We start from the raw sequence: 15,775 nt of genomic DNA on the forward strand, positions 1-15,775 counted from the left end.
CTGGGCGCTCGCGCTCGTGCAGGCGCTGCCGTATTTCAGGGAATACGCCGGCAAGACCGTCGTGGTGAAATACGGCGGCAACGCCATGCTCAGCGAGGAGCTGAAAACCGCCGTCATGGAAGACGTCGTGCTGCTGAACACCGTCGGAATCCGCGTGGTGCTGGTGCACGGCGGCGGACCCGAAATCAACGCGACGCTGGAGAAAATCGGGAAGGAATCCACGTTCGTCAACGGCTTGCGCTACACCGACGCCGAGACTATGGAAGTGGTGCAAATGGTGCTCTCCGGCAAGCTCAACAAAGACATAGTCGGCATTCTTTTGCAGCAGGGGGGGCGGGCGGTCGGGCTGAGCGGCGTCGACGGCGGACTGCTCCGCGCAAAGAAGCGCGACAAAGACGGCGTCGACCTTGGGCTGGTCGGCGAGGTTACGGGCGTGAACGCCGGCATAGTCGAGACGCTCCTCGACCGCGGCTTCATCCCGGTCATCTCGACGGTGGCGCTCGGCGAGGACGGCGACACGAACCGCTACAATATTAACGCGGACACGGCGGCGGCGCAAATCGCTTCCGCCCTCCGCGCCGAAAAGTTTGTCCAGCTCACCAACGTGCCCGGCGTGCTCCGCGACGTGCGCGACCCCGACACGCTTATCAAGCAGATTGCGCGGGAGGCGGTGCCGTCGATGATTGCGACAGGCGTGATTTCGAGCGGGATGATTCCAAAAGTCGAATGCTGCCTCGAAGCGCTCAAGGGCGGCGTTCCCCGCGCCCACATTATCGACGGGCGCATGAAGCATTCGCTGCTCGTCGAAATGTTCAGCGACCGCGGAATCGGCGTTGGACAGCGTCACGGGTATGCCCTGAAGTCCTGCACCGCGCTGATTGCGGATTCGACCGTATAGCCGGGCATCTTCGTCTTCGCTATTGCCACAGCCCGTTCCGCCAGCGCCGACGAATCGGCGACGCCCTGCAGTGTCACCGTGCTGCCGTGAATCGACGCGCGGAGGAAGCTGACGCTCAGCCGGTGCTCAAAGACGAGCGTATTCACCAATTCCTGCGCGGTCAGCATTTCCGCAAGTTTCGCCGTGCCCGCCGTCTCGCGCTTCTCGTCGATTACCTCTTTCAGGAGCCGCGAGATGAAGCGCACCGCACCGTCAACGCCGAGGAGTCCCGTGTTCAGCACGGCGTGGAAATACGACGGGTCCTCCTGCGCAATGTTGAAGAAGCTCTTGTGGAAACCCGCGCGGTTCGCGTCGCTCTCGCTGATTCGCGCCTGCGCCTGCTTCCCGTTCCACGAGAACTCGCGCTGCAGCCGCTCGATGCGGACGCTGTTCGGGGAGATAAAACGCAGCGCGAGCCGGTTCGGCACCTCGTCGAGGATGACATATGCGCCGCGCCCGATAAGAATGCAGTTGTTTCGCGCGGCAGCTTCGAGCACCGCCGTCTGCAGGCAGTCGAGGTATTCGTCGCGGTCTTTGGCGAGCGAGGCGAAGAAGCCCGGCTTGCGCTCGTCGTACTTCTTCAGTTTCTCTTCAGGGATTCCCAGCTCCATTATGCGCTTCTCTATCTTTTGCCGGTCGATAAACGCATACCCCAGTTCTTTTGCCAGCGCGGCGGCAATCTCGTCGCCGAGTGCGGCAACCTGCCGCGAAATCGTAATGACAGCCATATCGCCTCCCAGCGTTTTTGCGCGGAACGCGTCTGTCAGCGCGGGGCATTCCCGCAGGCTGTTTCAGACCCGCCCGTTTTTCAGGCAAGACACCGCGCTATCTTAATAAGAAACCGCCCGTCTGTCAAAAGCGTTACCCGTGCAAAGCACGGGTAATGACCGAGTTTCTTCAAGAAACTCGGCACAGAAGCTGACCTCCGCACGGGGAATGTTCGAGTTCTTTGAAGGAACTGCCGCAAACCTATAGCTCGTTACCAAGTTTGCTTCGCAAATTCGCGGAATAGAGGTAAAAACAGTGTGCTACAAACTCGCGGCGTAAGAGGCAGATATTCTCCTATCAGCCCTTCTGATACCGTATATCAGGGAGGCTGACATTATGGTATCAGCATGATTGATACTAGGCATAAGAGGCGGTCTTACTTATGGGAGAGAAAGGCTCTTGCCTACGGGGGAAAACAGAACATGAATGGCGGCGATGCCGCTATTCATGTTCTGTTTTCACTGTCCACACTGTCTTGGGAAAAGAAAATAGTCGCAAAACGCAAAAAAGACCGCTTTAGCGTATAAAGCTAAAGCGGTCTTTCATCAAAGAATATAAATAAACAGTGTTTTCCAATGTTTACGGTTTATTTACTCTTATGCCGATTTTTTCTGAGTTTTTTCTTGCGTTTGTGCGTAGCGATTTTTTGACGCTTGCGTTTTTTCCCACAGGGCACACCAACACTCCTTAATAGCGATAATTGTTATAACCGCCACCTGAATCGCCCTCCCGGCCTCCGCCATAACTGCCACGTGGACGCGAAGTGCGTGGCTTGTCTTCTGCAATGTTTACCCGAATGCGGCGTCCATCAACCTCTTTTCCATTCAGCGTCGCAATCGCGGCATCTGCTGCATCTTTTTCTGTCATTTCCACAAAACCGAATCCTTTTGATTGGTCTGAATAACGGTCTTTAATGACTGTAGCAGAAATAACTTCGCCATATTGTCCAAACAGACTAGACAACGTTTCGTCCGTTGTTTGGTAGTTCAGATTCCCCACATAAATTTTTTGAGCCATTTTTTTTCCTTTCGTCGGCACCCTGCCGACACGCTTTGAATCAGGCACAGCTACGTAACCGTACGAATTGCTGCACTGCTGATTTTTGTCAGCGTTATCTTTTTATTGAAACTGAACGGGAAACGCACAATCCGGAAAGAAATACCAAAGTGGAATACTTACTGGAACGGAGCGGGTTCATTCAGGAACCGTCATAAAGAAAACACTGTACTGGCAACTAGTATAAAACTATTTTTTGCTATTTGTCAAGAGGTTCGATAGCTTTTTTATTGCATCTGTTTAAGTTTTTCCACGCTTTTTTCGCATTTTCCAAACCCGTCCACACCACTCCGTGAAGTCCAAAGCGGTTCGCAGCTTCAATGTTTTGCGGCAAGTCGTCAAAGAAAACAGCCTCGCACGGTTCTACTTTCAGTCCTGCAATCACGTCGCGGTAAATGACTTCTTCCGGTTTAATCGCGTTGACGTGGCACGAAAAACAAGCATAATCCGCTACGGCAAAAAGCGCAATTTCCTTTTCATAGCGGTCAAGAAACTCTGTCGGAATATTTGAAAGTATACCGAGCTTGTATCCCTGCTGTTTCAGTGCAAGTCCCCATTCGGTAACCGCAGGATTCGTTTTATTCCAGTTTTCCATATCGATGTCAACAATCTGCTGCATTAGTTCGGTATTTTCGGCAAGCACATCATAACCCGCGTCTTTCAGCAACTGTGCGTATAATTGCACACCGGTTATCAGTCCTCGGTCAAAGTCGAAGCGGTATTTGTCGTACACCGAAGCGAACAGTGAAGCAGGAACACCGGATATCTTTTCCATTTCGGAGATAACGGCGGGACTTTGCGGCAACGAAATGACGTTCCCATAATCAAAAATAACCGCTTTAATCATACTATTCGCATCTGTGTCGCACAAGCAACGATACGCCGTTTACGCATACACGCCTCCGTTTCTCATCTATCCTTGGAACGCCAATCGGAAATACTTGCTGAAAACACGCTTATACTAGCCATAGTTTGGCAGCTAGATAACGCTGGAAACAAAAACAACGTCCGCCTTTCATACAGACTTCAAAGCTGTTGCTATTGTCTTTCTCCCGCACTCAACGGGGCTATACGGCGGAAACCCATGACACTCTTTACAGAGCATCGCACCATTCAGCATATTCGCATTTTATCGGGTTCTTGCCTGCATTACAAGTCTGTTTTTCGCGCCGCGAAGGTTTACGCATATTGGTAAGGCACTCTTGTCGGGCGGCTTGCGTGAGAGTTTGCCGCGTTCTCGAATAAGCCCAACTGTACCGAGAGTTGTCTATACGCTACGGCAATGCGCCTTTACTATACGGTTTTGAACGAGGGAACTTGCCGGACGTATCGGCGGGGCGTTCTTGCAGGGAGGGCAAAATCTTTCTATAGTAACGCCTATACACACGTCATCTATAAAAATAATTGCAGGGAGCATCTGTGAAAGAATCGATTAGGGAAACAGCAGGTATGACGAAGGCTGCCGTTCAGGCACAGCGGTCAGCCCAAAAACTAGGGCAGGGAGCGGCGAGCGTGGCGGAAGCTGCCGCTCGGACGGCAACGGTTCATGCCGAATTCCGCGGGAAGCTGCTGGAACGGTTTATCCGGTATGCGGAAATCGGCACGGCGAGCGACTCGGCGCGGGCGGACGCGGGCATAATTCCGTCTACGGAAGGGCAGCGCGTGCTGGCGCGGGCGCTGGAGCAGGAGCTTGCGTCGCTCGGCGCGGAGGACGCGCACATAAGCGAGCATTGCTACGTGTGCGCCCGCATTCCCGCATCGCGGGGTCTGGAGGCAGCGCCGCCGATATGCTTCCTCGCCCACCTCGACACGGCGGAAAGCGCGAGCGGTGAGCACGTGGAGCCGCAGGTGGTCGAGCGCTATGACGGCACGGCGCTGACGCTCAGAAGCGGCGCCGTGCTCGACCCCGCGTCAGACGCGGAGCTTGCCCGCGCCGCGGGGGAGACAATCATCACGACGACGGGGGACACGCTGCTCGGCGCGGACGACAAGGCGGGAATCGCGGAAATCGTTACGGCGGCAGAAATCTTGCTCTCCCGGCCGGGAATCGCCCACGGGGAGGTGGAAATCGTCTTTACGCCGGACGAGGAGACGGGGCACGGAATGGATTTCGCGCCGCTCGGCTGGTTCCGCTCAAAGCAGGGCTACACGGTGGACGGGGGAGAGGCGGGCGTGCTGGAAGCCGAATGCTTCAACGCGTGGAAGAGCACCGTCGCGTTTTTCGGCAAGGCGAAGCACACGGGAACCGCACGGCCGGATATGGTGAACGCGGTCTGCCTTGCGGCGGATTTCGTCGCGCTGCTGCCGAAGCACGAGAGCCCCGAAACCACGGACGGGCGGCAGGGTTTTTATGCGCCTATGCGCGTCGAGGGAAGCATAGAGGCGGCGACGGTTACGGTGTTCCTGCGCGATTTTGACGCGGGGGCGCTGCAGGAGCGGCGCAAGACGGTGGAGACGCTGGCGGCGGCGGTGAGCCGGAAGTATGCGGGAAGCTCCGTGTCGGTAACGCACTGCAAGCAGTACGCCAACATGAAGGACGGCGTTGCCCGGAACCCCGCGGCGCTGGAGGCGCTGGTGCGGGCGGTGCGCGCCGCCGGGCTGGAACCGCGCTTTGAGCCGATTCGGGGCGGCACAGACGGCGCGCGCCTGACCGAACTGGGAATCCCCGCGCCGAACGTCTTTACCGGCGGGCACGGCTTCCATTCGCGCACGGAGTGGGCGTCGCTCGACCAAATGGAGGCGGCGGTGCGCGTGCTGGTGGAGACGGCGCGGCAGTGGGCGGCGTTCGGCGAAGCCGAACGCCCGAGTTCCTTGGGGGAACTCGGCATATAAGGTAGCACACAGATGAAAGCCTCTTTTGCAGGCGTTCATCTGCGAAACCGGTGCTACCGCTTGCGTGAGACATACACGCAGAACAGAGGCTCTACCTAGGGCAGTACATTATCAGCTTACTGCACGGTAAGGTGTCGGCTTACAGAACAGCACAGTGTCAGCGAATAGGGCAGCACAGAGACAGCGAATAGAGCGGCACAGAGGCAACGAACTGCCCTGTAGGTTTGCCGGGCGTACAGGGGCATTGCGGGAAACACGCGGGGACACTAGGTAGTGTGGACTGGAAGATAGAGGAATAAACACCTGACATGAATGGCGGCGATGAAGGAAACGGTGAGCTTTGCGTAGCGCGTGGCAATTCCCCGCCAGCGCTTGAGGGCGCGGAAGACGTTTTCAATGACGTGCCGCGCCCGATACAGTTCATGATTGTACGCTCTTTGCTCTTTCCGGCTTTTAACCGGAGGGATGACTGCTGCTATATCCGCTTCCTTAAGCATATCGAGCAGCTCGTTCGTGTCATACGCCTTGTCCGCAAGGAACGCTTCCGCCTCCAAATCCTCCATAAGGAGAGGCGCTTGGCTGCAGTCCGCGACAGTACCGCTTGTCACAATGCCGCTTGCCGGTATCCCGTACTCGTCAACCGTCAAATGTAATTTGCTGTTCAGCCCCCTTTTGTGCGGCTAATGTCCTGAGTGCCGCCTTGTGCTCCGCATGCGTCCGCGTGTGCTTTGATATACGTCGAATCTATCATACGGATATCCCCGGCAGGCTCGCCTATTGCGGCGTCCGCCAGCGTTTTCCATATTCCCTTGTCCCGCCAACGGCAAAACCGCTTGTGTATGCTGTTCCAGTTTCCGAATTCTGGCGGTATATCTCTCCACGGAGCACCCGTGCGCGTCTGCCACGCTACCGCATTAATAAACAAACGGTTGTCTTTCGCCACTCCCCCGTGTTTCTCTGCCTGTCCGGGCAGCAGTTCTTTTATCTGTTCCCACGCCTCGTCGCTTATATCGTGCCGATGAATGCCTTCATTTTCTTTCATGCTACTGTTTTACCTCGTTCCCCTTATTCAGTCCACGCTACCTAGGTGAAAATCGCCCGCAAAGCCGTTTGGCGGACATGAAGCGGAACGCTCGGCAAGTCTTCACGAAAGCGGAGCGCTAGGCAGTGTGGACTGGATAGGGGAAAAGAGGTAAAATAGAAGCATGAAAAGACAAGAAGGCATACACCGGCACGATATAAGCGACGAGGCGTGGGAACAGATAAAAGAACTGCTGCCCGGACAGGCAGGGAAACACGGGGGAGTGGCGAAAGACAACCGTTTGTTTATTAATGCGGTAGCGTGGCAGACGCGCACGGGTGCTCCGTGGAGGGATATACCGCCGGAATTCGGGAATTGGAACAGCATACACAAGCGGTTTTGTCGCGGGCGGGACAAGGGAATAGGGAAAATGCTGGCGGACGCCGCAATAGGCGAGCCTGCCGGGGATATCCGTATGATAGATTCGACGTATATCAAGGCACACGCGGACGCGTGCGGGGCGCGCGGCGGCACTCAGGATATCAGCCGCACAAAAGGGGGCTGAACAGCAAATTACACTTGGCAGTTGACGAGTACGGGATACCGGCAAGCGGCATTGTGACAAGCGGTACTGTCGCGGATTGTAATCAAGCGCCTCTCCTTATGGAGGATTTGGAGGCGGAAGCGTTCCTTGCGGACAAGGCGTATGACACGAACGAACTGCTCGGCATGCTTAAGGAAGCGGTGAGCTTTGCATAGCGCGTAGCAATTCCCCGCCAGCGCTTGAGGGCACGGAAGACGATTTCAATGAAATACTCCGTAGCTCGCTGCGGAGTATTTCATTCATACCTCCCATTTTTACCTCTTTTCCCCATTCAGTCCACACTACCTAGGCGCTTACTTCTATGCCGAGTTCCCTCAAGAAACTCGGACATTTCCTGTGGGGAACGCCTGTTTCTTCAAGAAACTTGAACGTTACCCGTAGGGCAACGCGGCACTCCCCGCACGGTGTCTTGCATGCACGAGGCAGTACCGCAGTTTTGGTAAGGAGTTTTGTATGAAAGCAAAACGAATGTGTATCGCGGGCGCCGCGGCTCTCGCGCTGGCGGCGAGCGCGGGCTTCGCGCTGTATTCCTGCGACAGCCCGACGGACGCGGCGGCGGAGACACAAGCAACTATTATAAAATTCGCGGTCCGAAAGGGTGGGTAGACTATAGTTCGACATGGACGAAATAGGGGACCTTGCAAAGGACTATGTCCTTGGAACCGACAGGACAGCGCACGTTGAGCACTATTTCCGATATGCCAATGACAGACTCCGCAAGGAAGTGGAAGCCTGTGGGATAACGATTACCGACTCCCACAGCACGAGCAAAGCCGGGGAGTATTGCTGGGTGGAGTTTAACCTGAAAGAAGTTCTAGGTAGCGTAGACTGGAAGGTAGAGAAACAAACACCTGACATGAATGGCGGCGATGAAGGAAGCGGTGAGCTTTGCATAGCGCGTAGCAATTCCCCGCCAGCGCTTGAGGGCACGGAAGACGTTTTCAATGACGTGCCGCGCCCGATACAGTTCATGATTGTACGCTCTTTGCTCTTTCCGGCTTTTAACCGGAGGGATGACTGCTGCTATATCCGCTTCTTTAAGCATATCAAGCATCTCGTTCGTGTCATACGCCTTGTCCGCAAGGAACGCTTCCGCTTCCAAATCCTCCATAAGGAGAGGCGCTTGGCTGCAGTCCGCGACAGTACCGCTTGTCACAATGCCGCTTGCCGGTATCCCGTACTCGTCAACTACCAAATGTAATTTGCTGTTCAGCCCCCTTTTGTGCGGCTAATGTCCTGAGTGCCGCCGCGTGCCCCGCATGCGTCCGCGTGCGCCTTGATATACGTCGAATCTATCATAAAGATATCCCCGGCAGGCTCGCCTATTGCGGCGTCCGCCAGCATTTTCCATATTCCCTTGTCTCGCCAGCGGCAAAACCGCTTGTGTATGCTGTTCCAGTTCCCGAATTCTGGCGGTATATCCCTCCACGGAGCGCCCGTGCGCGTCTGCCACGCTACCGCGTTAATAAACAAGCGGTTGTCTTTCGCCACTCCCCCGTGCTTCCCTTCCTGTCCGGGCAGCAGTTCTTTTATCCGTTCCCACGCCTCGTCGCTTATATCGTGCCGGTGAATGCCTTTATTTCCTTTCATGCTCCTTTTTTACCTCTTTTCCTTTCTTTAGTCCACACTGCCTAGAGATAGAGAAGAAACCATATTAAAGAGCCGGCGGACGGGGAAGCGCACAAGAGCAGGGCGGAGAGGCGGAAACGCTTCCCCGCCTTTTTTGCGCCCTGCCCACGTAGGGAATCCATACCTGCCCACCAAACGCTCCGCTTCTCTGTCCTTCCATATAACAGACAAAAACGGCTCTCACCCGCAGGCAAGAACCTATGCGCCGACCTCTATGCCCGCGAGTTTGCAAAGCAAACTCGGTAAGCACGCTGTAAGCGTGCGACAGTTCTTTCAAGGAACTCTGTCGTTCCCCGTTCCTCCGCAAGGGGAACGGGTATCGCCGTTGCCTCTCTGCCGCCCGTCGTGCTATGCTCGCCGTTATGGACGAAATCCTTGAACTGCTGCAGGACAACGCGCGGCTGTCGGTCGCCGATATTGCCGCTATGACCCAAAAAGACGCGCGCGAAGTCGAGGCGGCTATCCGCAGGCTGGAAGACGGCGGCGTTATCCTGAAATACGCCGCAATCGTCGACCCCGCGAAGGCAGGGGCAAAACAGGCGGCGGTGCGGGCGGAAATCGAGATACAAGTTACGCCGGAGCGCGAGCGCGGCTTTGACGCCTTCGCCGAGCGAATCTGCCGCTTCCCCGAAGTCAAATCGCTCTACCTTATGTCCGGCGGCTACGACCTGAAAGCCGTCATAGAGGGCGACTCCCTCCAGAGCGTCGCCTCGTTCATTGCGCGGAAGCTCTCCGCGCTCAGCGGCGTCAAAAGCACCAAAACCTGCTTCGCGCTCAAGACCTACAAGGAAAACGGCGTGCGCTACGCGGCGGAGGAGCGAGACCCCCGCGAAGGGGTGAGTGCCTAATGCGGCGGGACGCCCGCTTCTCCGAGAAAGTCCGCGCGCTACCCCCGTCGGGAATCCGCGCGTTCTTTGAGCTGATTCAGGGGCGGGACGACATAATATCGCTCGGCGTGGGGGAGCCGGATTTTCCGACGCCCTGGCTCATGCGCGAGGAAGCCTTTTATCACCTTGAGGAAGGGCACACGTCCTACACCTCCAACTGGGGCATACGCCCGCTCCGAGACGCTATTGCTGACTACCTGAGGAAGTACGGGCTTGCGTATTCTGCTGAGCGGGAAATCCTTGTTACCGTCGGTGTGAGCGAGGCGGTGGACGCGGTGCTCCGCGCCGTGCTGAACCCCGGCGACGAAATCATCGTGTGCGAGCCGTGTTACGTGTCGTACCTGCCGCTCGCCGCGCTGTGCGGGGCGCGTCTGGTGCATTTGGACACGTCGGGGACGGGCTTTGTGCCGACGGCGGAGGCGGTCTCGCGCGCTGCGACGCCGCGCACAAAGGCGCTGATGCTCTGTTCGCCGAGCAACCCTACCGGCAGGATGATTCCGGCGGAAGAGCTTGCCCGAATCGCCGAAGTCGTCAGGGAACGCGGCTTCTGGGTGCTGTCGGACGAAGTCTACTGCGAGCTGACATACGGCGGCTCCCCGCACTGTTCTATCGCGTCCTTCCCCGGCATGAAGGACTATACGGCGGTGCTGAACGGGTTCTCAAAGGCCTTCGCTATGACCGGCTGGAGAATCGGCTACCTGTGCTGCCCCGCCGACTTAATGGAGCAGGTGTACAAGCTGCACCAGTATTCGACGATATGCGCCCCGATTATGAGCCAGTACGCCGCGCTCGAAGGCTTGCGGAACGGCTGGGGCGAGGTGGAGCGCATGAGGCTTTCGTACCGGCAGCGGCGGAACCTTATGTGCAAAGCATTCGCCGATATGGGCATTCCGGTGACAGAACCCGACGGCGCGTTCTACGTGTTCCCCGACATACGCCGCACGGGGCTTTCCTCCGCCGAATTCGCCTCGGCGCTTATCGAGAAGCATCAGGTGGCGGTGGTGCCCGGCAGCGTGTTCGGCGCGGGCGGGGAGGGCTACGTCCGCTGCTGCTATGCCACCGGAATCGCAAAGCTCAAAACGGCGCTCGAACGCATAGCCCGAATGGTCGCCGACCACGGCGTTCCGCGTTGCCCTGCGGGGAACGATCGAGTTCCTTGAAGGAACTTGACATATAGGTTTTGCCTGTGGGGAACAACAGAGTTTCTTGAAGAAACTGCCGCACACCGCAGCGTGCTACCGAGTTTGCTTTGCAAACTCGCGGCAGATAGGCTCTCACCTAGAGGCAAAACATCGCAGTAAAGCCCTTATACCGCACAGAGATAAAAGGCATAACGGCAAAACCCGTGTGCCGAGTTTGCCGCACGCCGAAAGGCTTGCGGTATGTTTACGACAGGAAGTTAACATGAACGACCACGCGCAGAATCCGGCGTCGGGAATGAGCTTTGAACAGCTTTGGGCACTGCTTCAAGAAAATGCCCGGCAAATGAAGGAACAGCGGGAAGACTTTGACCGGCGGCGAGAAGATTTTACCCGCGAGATTAAGGCGGTGCACTGGGAAATCGAGAATATAGGCAGCCGGCTGGGCAGCCTAATCGAACACCTCGTCTCCCCCGACATGCACCGCAAGTTCAACGCGCTCGGCTATGCGTTTACCAGAACGAACACCCGCGTCGTCTACAAAGACGCGCACGACAAGACGCTCGCGGAGGTTGGCGTGCTGCTTGAAAACGGCACGTATGCGCTCGCGGTGGAGGTGAAGACAGAGCTGACTGTCGAGGACGTCAAAGTTCACGCCGAGCGAATGGCTGTCCTCCGCGCCTATGCCGACAGGCACAATGACGCACGGCAGTACCTTGGCGCGGTTGCGGGGGGAATCGTCAGCGAGCAGGCGCGGGATTATGCCCACAAAAGCGGCTTCTATGTGCTTGAGCAGTCCGGAGACACCGTCCGCATTGCCGAGCCGCCGGAAGCGTGGCAGCCGAATACGTGGCAGGCGTTCTCCGTGCGCCGAACGCAACCTGCCCGTGTTTCATGCGGGGCACGGGTTATCGGTCGTTCCCCTTACAGGGGAACGCTTTTATGCGCACCAAACGCCCCGCTCTATCGAGAGGTTCCGATATGCGCAGACGCTAGAGCCGTAATGCGAATAAGCGCCTACTGTGTCTGCCGAGCAATATGCCGGCGGTTTCCGCATAGTTGCCTCTGCCTACAGGTAAAACCTATGCGTCACCCTATATGCCGCGAGTTTGCGGTAAGCGAAGCGGCGCAAACTCGGTAAGCACGCCTCAGGCGTGCGACAGTTCCTTCTCCATAAAGACGAACGTACAGCCGAAATCGGTGAGAAACTGTCCCCGCGGCGCGAACCCCGCCTTGGCATACAAGCCGAGCGCAAAGCGGTTGTTGTCCAGCACCATGAGCCGCAGGGAACGGCAGCCGCGCTCAAAGGCAAGCGCCTCGGCGGAGCGCAGCAGTTCCCGCCCGAGCCCCTGCCCCTGAAGCCGCGGGTCTATGCAGAAGCGGTGCAGCACCCCAAAGGGCGGCGCCCCTTTCCACTCCGCGGCGGCGGTGTCCGCTCCCGCAACCTCCAGCGACCGGTTGACGGCGGCCGCCCCGGCAAGCTCGCCGCCCCGCACGAGGACGAACAAGTCGCCCGCGGCTATGTCACGGAGCGCCCGTTCCCGGTACGGGGCGAGCGCCAGCCACTGGGGAATGCCCTGCTCGTTCATATGAACGGCGGCGGCGCGGTACACCCGCTCCAGCTCGTCCGCCTGCTCCGCCGCTGCCGGCTGAAACCCGTCCGTCATTCCGCCTTTCCCTGTCCGTGCCGCGCGCATTCTGCCGCCGGACGCCAGCGGTATGCGCCGATTTTCCGCTCAAAAGCGGCAAAGCCCTTGCCGATAGCGAAGCTCAGCACTTCGTAGATGAGGGTCAGCACGACGTAGCCTTCAAGGAAGTTTAGCCCCGAATCGGCGAGGAAATGCGTTACCGACGTGATTTCCGCAACGCCGACATAGAACGCGAGCGAGGTCTCCTGCACCAGCCCTAAGAACATGTTCCCCATATTCGGCAGCGCGATAAGGAGCGCCTGAGGCAGCACTATGCGGAGCAGGCACTGCGCCTTCGTCATGTTCACCGAATACGCCGCCTCGTACTGCCCGACGGGCACCGCCGCGAGCGCGGCGCGGAAGTTCTCCGAAGCGTATGCCGCCTGATTAAGTCCGAGGGCGATAAGCGCGTAGTTAAACGCCGATACGCGCGTCCCGACCGACGGGAGAAGCTGCGGCAGGATAAAGTAGGCGATATAGAGCAGCACGACCGTCGGCACCCCGCGGAAGAACGACACCAGCACGGCGCAGAGCGCCTGCAAAACGCCCCGCTTGCGGCTGCGGACGAGGGCAAAGACAAAGCCGAGCGCCCAGCCCGATATGCCCGCGAGCGCCGCCAGAGACAGCGTTACCGGCAGCGCGGCAAGCACTGCGGGGAAGATTTCCACTATGAACGCGGTGTTCATTCGCCCCCTACGCGCACTGCCTGACGCGGCGCGAATACCGCCGGACAAGGGCGCGGTTCGCCTGTTCCAGCAAGACGCAGACGCCCCAGTAAATGAGCGCCACCGCAAGGTAGGACTCGAGCCGCCGCGTGCCGTGCCCCTGCGCGCTGATGATACGCGCCCTGCCCATAAGGTCGGCGACGCCGATAGAAAAGGCGAGCGCCGTCAGCTTGAACGCCAGAATGACCTGATTCCCCAGGCTCGGCAGCGCGATTCCGAATGCCTGCGGGAAGATGATTCGGCGGAACGCGGCGAAGCGCTTCATGCCGACGCTCAGCGCCGCTTCCATTTGCGACTTATCCACGGCGAGATAGGCGGAGCGCATAAGCTCCGAAATCGGCGCGGACAGCGCTATGGCGAATATGCCCGTCAGGTATATGTGCTTGTCTATGCTCGTCATATCGACACCGATTCCCTTGAGAAGTTGCGGCAAGCCGAGGTACAGAAGGAATATCAGCACGAGTTGCGGCACGCCGCGTATGAACGCGACGTAGGCGTCCCCGATTCGGCGTAGCGCGGCACGCTTCCCCATTCGCGCCACGCACAGGAGCGCGCCGAGCGCAAGCCCGAAGGCGAGCGCCGACACGGTCAAGAGGAGCGTAACCGGCATTGCGCGCATGATTTTAGGGAGGTCGTTCAGGAATACGCCGAACTTGAAGCCGTACATTCGCCCGTTTACTGCACGTTGCCTTGCTTTTCAAACTGCGCCGTGTACTGGGCAAATACGTCCTCGCCCAAGTATTGCTTCGACAGCCTGCCGAGCGTGCCGTCCTCGCGCAGGGCTTTGATTGCGCCGTCCAAATCGTCGCGCAGCGCGGTCTCACCCTTCGCCAGCATATAGTAGGTGTCTTCAATCAGCGCGGGCGGCGTAATGCGCAGGTTCGTGATTCCCAGCTCTTTGGTCACAATGTCGAAACCCTGCGGATACGCGAGCGTGCTGTCCACTTCGCCCCTGCTTATCGCATTAAAGAGGTCGGCGCGGGTCGCGTCGCTGTAATCCCGCAGGATGAGTTCTTTGCCCGGGTGCGCCTTGTTCCACGCGACCAGCATAGAGTGCTCATAGCTTGAAGCGGTGGACGCAACGGACATTCCCGCAAGGTCTTCCAGCGTATTGACGTTCGGCCGGTTGGCTCGCACCACAAGGTTTATCGGCGAGAGCGTCGAGTACTGCTTCGGGAATATGAACTTCGCCTGCCGCGCCTCGCTCCGCACCAGCATGCACACGGCTATCGAGGCACTCCCCGCCTCCAGCGCGACCGGCATTGCGGCGAAATCCATGCCGCTGATTTTGAACTCGTACTGGGGAAGCCGCTTGTCTATTTCCTTCAGCGCGGCGATTTCGTAGCCGTCATACTGGTCGTTTTCGTTGAGATAGGCGAACGGCACGTTCGTCGTTACCGTTGCCACGTTGACTGTCCGCACCGGCGTGCCGTCCGCGTTCTGCGCCGCCGTCTTCTTCTTGCAGCCGGAAACTCCGGCGAGCAGCAGCGCAGCGGCTGCCATACCGAAAACCGTCTTCATCGTTTTTACGTTCATTCTTTACTCCTTATCTGTTGATTATTATGCATCTGTCTGATTATCATACCGCGGAGTACCCGTGCTAAATCGTATATTGACTTGTCAGGTTAAAGCGGGAGAGGAACTGTTTGGTGCGCTCTTCCTTCGGCGACGAGAACATTTGCTTCGGTGCTCCTTCCTCCACGACAAGCCCCTCTTCGAGGAATATGACGCTTCCCGCGATTTCGTAGGCGAACAGCATCTCGTGGGTAACGATAAGCATAGGAATGCCTTCCTTCGCCACATTCTGTATGCACTTGAGACACTCGCCGACCAGTTCCGGGTCGAGCGCCGAAGTCGGTTCATCGAACAAAATCAGTTCGGGGTCAAGCGCCATTGCCCGCGCGATTCCCACCCGCTGCTGTTGTCCGCCGGACAAATAGCAGGGATATTCGTGCAGCTTGTCTTGCAGCCCCACCTTTTCAAGCATTGCCATAGCCTTGTCGCAGGCTTCTTTCTTGGGCACATGACGCGCCACAATCAGCCCCTCGGTAACGTTTTGCAGCACCGTCTTGTTGCTGAACAGGCAGTAATTTTGAAACACCATTGCGGTCTTCTGCCGCACCTTATAGACGGACTTCGACGACACCGAGCGGAAGTTGACGGAGAGGTCGTCTATGCGCATTTCGCCTTCGTCCGCCCGCTCCAGAAAGTTCAGGCAGCGCAGGAACGTCGTCTTGCCCGACCCGCTCGGACCGATTATGACCTTTACGTCCCCTTTATCAAGCGTCAGCCCTACGCCATTCAGAATCTTTTGCTTCCCGAAGGTTTTTTTGACGTTCTTTACTTCCAGCATACCGCTCACCTAGGTAGTGTGGACTGGAAGATAGAGGAATAAACACCTGACATGAATGGCGGCGATGAAGGAAGCGGTGAGCTTTGCGTAGCGCGTAGCGATTCCGCGCCAGCGTTTGAGGGCGCGGAAGACGTTT

The 15,775-nt window shown here is 57.7% G+C and carries 18 protein-coding genes and 1 pseudogene; 8 read left to right on the forward strand and 11 right to left on the reverse strand.

Annotated features, from left to right (window positions below; genetic code table 11):
* Positions 1-898: acetylglutamate kinase (argB, locus tag AWU74_RS02725; RefSeq protein ID WP_202966396.1), on the forward strand; the 898-nt coding region annotated here is incomplete at its 5' end.
* Here argB and AWU74_RS02730 read toward each other — a convergent pair.
* The 3 genes from AWU74_RS02730 to AWU74_RS02740 form a co-directional block, all read right to left on the reverse strand.
* Positions 844-1,665, reverse strand: a complete 822-nt coding sequence (locus AWU74_RS02730; protein ID WP_062327332.1) for a cytidylate kinase-like family protein — start codon at positions 1,663-1,665, stop codon at positions 844-846. The two genes, argB and AWU74_RS02730, sit on opposite strands and share 55 nt — an antisense overlap.
* A 727-nt stretch (positions 1,666-2,392) precedes the next feature.
* Entirely contained in the window at positions 2,393-2,770 is a 378-nt protein-coding gene (gene rbp / locus AWU74_RS02735) for an RNA-binding regulator (protein ID WP_498067477.1), read from the reverse strand.
* Positions 2,771-2,960: 190 nt separating this feature from the next.
* A complete protein-coding gene (locus AWU74_RS02740; RefSeq protein ID WP_059369761.1) occupies positions 2,961-3,608 on the reverse strand; it encodes an HAD family hydrolase in 648 nt (215 codons plus the stop codon).
* A gap of 572 nt (positions 3,609-4,180) precedes the next feature.
* On the opposite strand from AWU74_RS02740, the gene pepT reads away from it, so the two are divergent.
* Entirely contained in the window at positions 4,181-5,593 is a 1,413-nt protein-coding gene (gene pepT / locus AWU74_RS02745) for a peptidase T (protein ID WP_238580139.1), read from the forward strand.
* Between the two features lie 266 nt (positions 5,594-5,859).
* Here the strand turns inward: pepT and AWU74_RS10040 are convergent.
* A protein-coding gene (locus AWU74_RS10040) for an IS5 family transposase (protein WP_162504707.1) occupies positions 5,860-6,635 on the reverse strand; the annotation gives its coding sequence in 2 pieces (ribosomal slippage) (positions 5,860-6,257 and positions 6,257-6,635; 777 coding nt in all).
* A 163-nt stretch (positions 6,636-6,798) separates the two neighbouring features.
* Here AWU74_RS10040 and AWU74_RS02760 point away from each other — a divergent pair.
* From AWU74_RS02760 to AWU74_RS11460, 3 genes are all read left to right on the forward strand, one after another.
* Positions 6,799-7,179 carry an IS5 family transposase gene (locus AWU74_RS02760; protein ID WP_062327341.1) on the forward strand — a complete coding sequence of 127 codons (381 nt, stop codon included), beginning with the start codon at positions 6,799-6,801 and terminating at the stop codon, positions 7,177-7,179.
* A 14-nt stretch (positions 7,180-7,193) separates the two neighbouring features.
* On the forward strand, positions 7,194-7,373 hold the full coding sequence (locus AWU74_RS10045) for a hypothetical protein (protein ID WP_238580140.1): 180 nt from the start codon (positions 7,194-7,196) through the stop codon (positions 7,371-7,373).
* Between the two features lie 298 nt (positions 7,374-7,671).
* A complete protein-coding gene (locus AWU74_RS11460) occupies positions 7,672-7,824 on the forward strand; it encodes a hypothetical protein (protein WP_162481839.1) in 153 nt (50 codons plus the stop codon).
* 208 nt (positions 7,825-8,032) lie between these two features.
* On the opposite strand, the gene AWU74_RS10050 is transcribed toward AWU74_RS11460, so the two are convergent.
* Positions 8,033-8,808 (reverse strand): IS5 family transposase gene (locus tag AWU74_RS10050; protein ID WP_162504709.1). Its coding sequence is split into 2 segments (ribosomal slippage): positions 8,033-8,430 and positions 8,430-8,808, totalling 777 coding nucleotides; the frame shifts between segments, so codons are not numbered across the junction.
* A 401-nt stretch (positions 8,809-9,209) separates the two neighbouring features.
* Here AWU74_RS10050 and AWU74_RS02775 point away from each other — a divergent pair.
* The 3 genes from AWU74_RS02775 (at position 9,210) to AWU74_RS02785 (ending at position 12,014) form a co-directional block, all read left to right on the forward strand.
* Complete coding sequence (locus AWU74_RS02775) at positions 9,210-9,695, forward strand: Lrp/AsnC family transcriptional regulator (protein WP_062327360.1); 486 nt, start codon at positions 9,210-9,212, stop codon at positions 9,693-9,695.
* Entirely contained in the window at positions 9,695-10,894 is a 1,200-nt protein-coding gene (locus AWU74_RS02780) for a pyridoxal phosphate-dependent aminotransferase (protein ID WP_062327345.1), read from the forward strand. The genes AWU74_RS02775 and AWU74_RS02780 overlap by 1 nt, the downstream gene beginning before the upstream one ends.
* A gap of 244 nt (positions 10,895-11,138) precedes the next feature.
* Complete coding sequence (locus AWU74_RS02785) at positions 11,139-12,014, forward strand: hypothetical protein (RefSeq protein ID WP_062327347.1); 876 nt, start codon at positions 11,139-11,141, stop codon at positions 12,012-12,014.
* A 7-nt stretch (positions 12,015-12,021) separates the two neighbouring features.
* Here AWU74_RS02785 and AWU74_RS02790 read toward each other — a convergent pair whose 3' ends face one another.
* The 6 genes and pseudogenes from AWU74_RS02790 to AWU74_RS10055 all read right to left on the reverse strand — a co-directional run.
* Complete coding sequence (locus AWU74_RS02790; RefSeq protein WP_187150801.1) at positions 12,022-12,540, reverse strand: GNAT family N-acetyltransferase; 519 nt, start codon at positions 12,538-12,540, stop codon at positions 12,022-12,024.
* Positions 12,537-13,247, reverse strand: coding sequence for an amino acid ABC transporter permease (locus AWU74_RS02795; RefSeq protein ID WP_062327351.1), 711 nt, complete (start codon positions 13,245-13,247; stop codon positions 12,537-12,539). Before AWU74_RS02795 ends, AWU74_RS02790 begins: the two co-directional genes overlap by 4 nt.
* A 7-nt stretch (positions 13,248-13,254) precedes the next feature.
* On the reverse strand, positions 13,255-13,953 hold the full coding sequence (locus AWU74_RS02800; protein ID WP_062327353.1) for an amino acid ABC transporter permease: 699 nt from the start codon (positions 13,951-13,953) through the stop codon (positions 13,255-13,257).
* Positions 13,954-13,961: 8 nt separating this feature from the next.
* Positions 13,962-14,822, reverse strand: a complete 861-nt coding sequence (locus AWU74_RS02805; protein WP_062327355.1) for a transporter substrate-binding domain-containing protein — start codon at positions 14,820-14,822, stop codon at positions 13,962-13,964.
* A gap of 64 nt (positions 14,823-14,886) precedes the next feature.
* Positions 14,887-15,639 (reverse strand): amino acid ABC transporter ATP-binding protein, encoded by a 753-nt coding sequence (locus AWU74_RS02810; protein WP_059369268.1) that lies wholly within the window; start codon positions 15,637-15,639, stop codon positions 14,887-14,889.
* Positions 15,640-15,648: 9 nt separating this feature from the next.
* A pseudogene (locus tag AWU74_RS10055) lies at positions 15,649-15,775 on the reverse strand (IS5/IS1182 family transposase); the annotation flags it as partial.

This window comes from Treponema endosymbiont of Eucomonympha sp., from assembly GCF_001028545.1.